The sequence below is a fragment of the Petrotoga halophila DSM 16923 genome, assembly GCF_002924615.1.
This window is the reverse complement of record NZ_JALY01000351.1, coordinates 1-3,184: the sequence shown is the minus strand read 5'-3', so window position 1 is coordinate 3,184 and position 3,184 is coordinate 1. Positions and strand designations below refer to the sequence as shown.

4 protein-coding genes are annotated in these 3,184 nt (G+C 28.1%); all 4 read left to right on the top strand.

The annotated features are described in order from the left end of the window. Positions 1 to 643, top strand: a 643-nt coding sequence (locus AA81_RS13955; RefSeq protein WP_211292743.1) for a hypothetical protein, incomplete at its 5' end; no start/stop codon positions are given. A gap of 203 nt (positions 644 to 846) precedes the next feature. Next, on the top strand, positions 847 to 1,272 hold the full coding sequence (locus AA81_RS13950) for a sugar 3,4-ketoisomerase (protein ID WP_103078794.1): 426 nt from the start codon (positions 847 to 849) through the stop codon (positions 1,270 to 1,272). Then, positions 1,256 to 2,365, top strand: a complete 1,110-nt coding sequence (locus AA81_RS13945; RefSeq protein ID WP_103899371.1) for a DegT/DnrJ/EryC1/StrS family aminotransferase — start codon at positions 1,256 to 1,258, stop codon at positions 2,363 to 2,365. The genes AA81_RS13950 and AA81_RS13945 overlap by 17 nt, the downstream gene beginning before the upstream one ends. 24 nt (positions 2,366 to 2,389) lie before the next feature. Next, positions 2,390 to 3,184, top strand: a 795-nt coding sequence (locus AA81_RS13940) for a sulfotransferase domain-containing protein (protein WP_146050428.1), incomplete at its 3' end; no start/stop codon positions are given.

Sequence of the window (3,184 nt, the reverse complement as noted above, 5' to 3'; positions counted from 1 at the left end):
ATATGAAAGTTATGCCGTGGAAATTTCACGAATAAATGATGTTTATAAATATTCTTTTATAGTAAATGATTTTACTTATATAACCGACGAGAATATAGTTTCAAATTATTTGAAGAAAATTTGGAATAATTTCGAATTAGATCCTAACAAGTTGAATAAAGAAGATTTATTAAAATTTTTAGTTATAAAAGGAAATTATGTAGGAACAGATTCCAATGTACTATTTAATAAAGAAAACTTAATGAAAATTGATTATCTTAACGACAAGGACGAGTTTCTATCTCAAAAAGGTTTATACGGTTATGATTATTATATTTACTTAAAACTAGTAAATATTTCTAAGCCAAAGTTTGTTTTCAAGGATCTATCATTTAGATACGAACATAGTAACAATGTTACATCTAAGCATATAGGAAGTTTTAGAAGAATAATCGGATTACATAAAATTCTGTTGAATTACGAGCATCTTTTAAATGAAAAAGAAAGAAAAATTGCTTATTTTAATTACTTCGGACGTGCCATCTATTCAGTAAAAATTTGCAAAAATCCAGAAGAAAAAACAAAAATGATTTCATACATACTTAAGAATTGTAGTAAATATTTATCGAAAGAACAAGAAAACGAACTTATAAAATTGTTATGAATTTTGTTAAACTTTCATTGAAATGGTTAGAGTGTGCTCTTTTTAAGATTAAATTAATTTATTACATATTCGCTAGTTTGAAATTAGTATTAATTTTTTGCTAACCGAAATGGCACTTAAAAATTTTTGAATTAAATATCGGCAACTTCTTTATGTTAAAAAACTGGCTTTCTTAAAAAATTAAGAGCGTAGAGGCAATCAATATGTATAAACTAATTACTTTTAAACAAATAGGCAGAATAGAAATAGGTTTCCTTTCTTTTTTTGAATCAAACCAAAACATACCTTTTGAAATAAAAAGGATATACTATACCTACTATGTTCCTGTTGGAACAAAACGAGGTGGGCATGCTCATAGAGAATTAAATCAACTTCTTTGGTGTCCTTATGGGAAAATAAACGTCATTTTAGACGATGGCAAGGGGAAAAAGGAGTTTTTGTTGAACTCTCCTGAAAAGGGTTTATTGGTAGGAAAAGGGATTTGGCATGATATGTATTGGATAAAGGAAAATTCAGTGTTATGTGTTGCAGCATCTGATTATTATGATGAAAGTGATTACATCAGAGATTACAACAATTTTTTAAAATTAGTGAAAGAAGGTTATTGGAAAGATGAAAATAAACTTTAATGAACTGAAAAGAGGATACGAAAAATATAAGAGTGAATACGACAAAGCAGCTATTGATGTGTTGGAATCTGGTTGGTACATTTTGGGAGAAAATGTAAAAAGGTTTGAAAATAATTTTGCAAATTTTATAGGTTCTTCGTATTGTGTAGGGGTTAATTCGGGATTAGATGCCTTAATATTAGCAGTTAGAGCACTAAATTTAGGAGAAGGGGATGAAATAATAGTACCTGCGAATACTTACATAGCTACAGTATTGGGGATTACTGAAAATGATGCAACCCCCGTCTTTATTGAACCGGATGAATATTACAACATAGATACGGATAAGATAGAAGCAAAGATAACGGGCAAGACAAAGGCTATAATGGCAGTCCATTTATACGGTCAAGCGGCTAATATGAATAAAATAAAAAGTATAGCCACAAAATACAGTTTATACTTATTAGAAGATTGTGCTCAAAGTCATGGAGCAAAATTTGAAAATCAAACAACGGGAACATTTGGCGATATAGGTTGTTTTAGCTTTTATCCTACTAAAAACTTGGGTGCTTTTGGCGACGGTGGAGCGATAGTAACAGATAATAAAGAAATTGCTGAGAAAGTTAAAATGTTGAGAAATTATGGAAGTCAAAAAAAATACTACAATGAGATAGAAGGAGTAAATTCTCGTTTGGATGAGATTCAAGCAACTTTGCTAAATGTCAAACTATCTCATTATGGCGAATTGAGGAAAGAAAGAGAAAAAATAGCTTTAAAATATTTAAATGAAATAAACAACCCAAAAATTATATTACCAAGAATTAGAAAAGGATCAGATCATGTCTGGCACTTATTTGTTGTTCAAACTGAAGAAAGAGATAAATTGCAAAATTATCTACAAGAAAATGGAATAGGGACCCAAATTCATTATCCTATACCACCGCATCTTTCTAATGCCTACAAACATTTTGGGTACAAAAAAGGTGATTTCCCCATCACCGAAGAAATGGCAAACAAAGTCTTAAGTTTACCAATATATGATGGGATGACAGATGAAGAGGTAGATTATGTAATAAGAGTAATTAACAATTATAAGGATTTATTTTCTAAATAATTTAGAAAAGGAAAGGGAGAAAAAATGAAAAGAATCGTTATACATATTGGTTATCCAAAAACAGCTACGACAACTCTTCAAGAAGCAGTATTTGTAAAATTACATCAAAAAAAGAAAATAAATTACTTAGGAAAAACCAATTTTATCCGTTATTCAAAAGGGAAACAATTTATTTTATCAAACTCTCTAATAAATTCTGTTGTTTTTGATATTCCGTTTCAAGAAAGAGTCAATATCTCTGAAACAAAATTAAATATAATCTCAAATGAAGACTTATGCTTGATTCCATATTTTAAAGAAATTCAAACAAAAAAAAAGGTAGTAGATCCTTTTCTATATCCTAGAAAATTAAAAACATATTTTGAAAACTTTGCAGATGAAATTATAATATTTGTAACTTTAAGGAATCAAACAGAATTAATATATTCAAGCTACGTAGAAAGATATCATTTGTTCAAAGACGATGAAAAAAGAAATTCTTTTAATAAGTTTCTATTAAAAGAAATAGATAATCTAGCAGATATTTACAGAGTTTTTCGTTTTTCAGATATTTTGACAGAATATTCTAATATCTTCGGTAGGAAAAATATTCACATTTTGCTTTACGAAGATTTAAAATACGATCAACATTTTTTTTGTAAAGAATTAAGTCGAATAATCGATGTGCAAAGTAGTATTTTAGAAAATCTTTTAGCAATGAATAATCTTAGAAATAAAAGAAAAACTAAAGAAGGTTATTATGCTGAAATTGTTGAAGCAAGGAAAATAACAAATGTTTTAAAAAAATTACCTAACAACAGAGTTATTGATGTATTACTT

Coding starts and splice junctions, on each gene's coding strand:
- AA81_RS13950 (WP_103078794.1), top strand. CDS start 847: ATGTATAAACTAATTACTTTTAAACAAATAGGCAGAATAGAAATAGGT.
- AA81_RS13945 (WP_103899371.1), top strand. CDS start 1,256: ATGAAAATAAACTTTAATGAACTGAAAAGAGGATACGAAAAATATAAG.